Genomic DNA, 1,767 nt, shown 5'->3' on the forward strand with positions numbered 1-1,767 from the left:
TCAACCAAATCTCCATAGAAAGGAGGTGATCCAGCCGCACCTTCCGATACGGCTACCTTGTTACGACTTCACCCCAGTCACTGGCTTCACCTTCGGCGACTCCCTCCTTGCGGTTAGGTCATCGACTTCGGGTGCTTCCAACTCCCATGGTGTGACGGGCGGTGTGTACAAGGCCCGGGAACGTATTCACCGCGACATTCTGATTCGCGATTACTAGCGATTCCAGCTTCATGTAGTCGAGTTGCAGACTACAATCCGAACTGGGACTGGGTTTTTGTGTTTTGCTTAACGTCACCGTCTCGCTTCACTCTGTTACCAGCCATTGTAGCACGTGTGTAGCCCAAGACATAAGGGGCATGATGATTTGACGTCATCCCCACCTTCCTCCGTGTTATCCACGGCAGTCTCTCTAGAGTGCCCAACTGAATGATGGCTACTAAAGATAGGGGTTGCGCTCGTTGCGGGACTTAACCCAACATCTCACGACACGAGCTGACGACAACCATGCACCACCTGTCACCGATGTTCCGAAGAAAAATCTCATCTCTGAGACGGTCATCGGGATGTCAAGCCTTGGTAAGGTTCTTCGCGTTGCTTCGAATTAAACCACATGCTCCACCGCTTGTGCGGGCCCCCGTCAATTCCTTTGAGTTTCAACCTTGCGGTCGTACTCCCCAGGTGGAGTGCTTATTGTGTTAACTGCGGCACCGAGGATTCCTCCCCAACACCTAGCACTCATCGTTTACGGCGTGGACTACCAGGGTATCTAATCCTGTTCGCTCCCCACGCTTTCGAGCCTCAGCGTCAGTTTCAGTCCAGAAAGCCGCCTTCGCCACCGGTGTTCTTCCTAATATCTACGCATTTCACCGCTACACTAGGAATTCCGCTTTCCTCTCCTGTACTCTAGCTTGATAGTTTAAAATGCAATCCTCAGGTTAAGCCCAAGGCTTTCACATCTTACTTACCATGCCGCCTACGCTCCCTTTACACCCAGTAATTCCGGATAACGCTTGCCCCCTACGTATTACCGCGGCTGCTGGCACGTAGTTAGCCGGGGCTTCTTATTTGGGTACCGTCATTTATTTCTTCCCCATCGATAGAAGTTTACAATCCGAAAACCGTCTTCCTTCACGCGGCGTTGCTGCATCAGGGTTTCCCCCATTGTGCAATATTCCCCACTGCTGCCTCCCGTAGGAGTTTGGGCCGTGTCTCAGTCCCAATGTGGCCGATCACCCTCTCAGGTCGGCTACTGATCGTCGCCTTGGTGGGCTGTTATCTCACCAACTAGCTAATCAGATGCGGGCCCATCCTGTACCGAATAAATCCTTTCTTCCCCGAAAGATGCCTTCCAGGGACCACATGCGGTATTAGTCACCTTTTCAAGTGATTATTCCACAGTACAGGGCAGGTTGCCCACACGTTACTCACCCGTCCGCCGCTAAGTTAATCAAAAGCAAGCTTTCAATTAACTCCGCTCGACTTGCATGTGTTAAGCACGCCGCCAGCGTTCATCCTGAGCCAGGATCAAACTCTTAAATTAAAGTTTAATTCCGCCAGAATTATTCTGACTTTTTTCCAAAAATTACTTTGATGTTTTATCATCAATTTTAATTGACTTGGGTTGTATGTGTTATTCAACTGTTTAGTTTTCAAAGACCAATTTTTTTCAATCTGTTCTTTAACCGAACGAGATTTATTTTAACATCTTTAGTTTATTTTGTCAAGAACTTTTTTCAAGTTTTTTTGACTTAAACCTTTATAATGTTT

1 rRNA gene is annotated in these 1,767 nt (G+C 48.4%); it reads right to left on the bottom strand.

What is annotated here, in order from left to right:
* Nucleotides 1-18: 18 nt before the first annotated feature.
* Nucleotides 19-1,540 (bottom strand): 16S ribosomal RNA (locus B5E58_RS13175).
* Nucleotides 1,541-1,767: the final 227 nt, after the last annotated feature.

Source organism: Tyzzerella sp. An114 (genome assembly GCF_002161055.1).
GTDB lineage: Bacteria > Bacillota > Clostridia > Lachnospirales > Anaerotignaceae > Fimicola > Fimicola cottocaccae.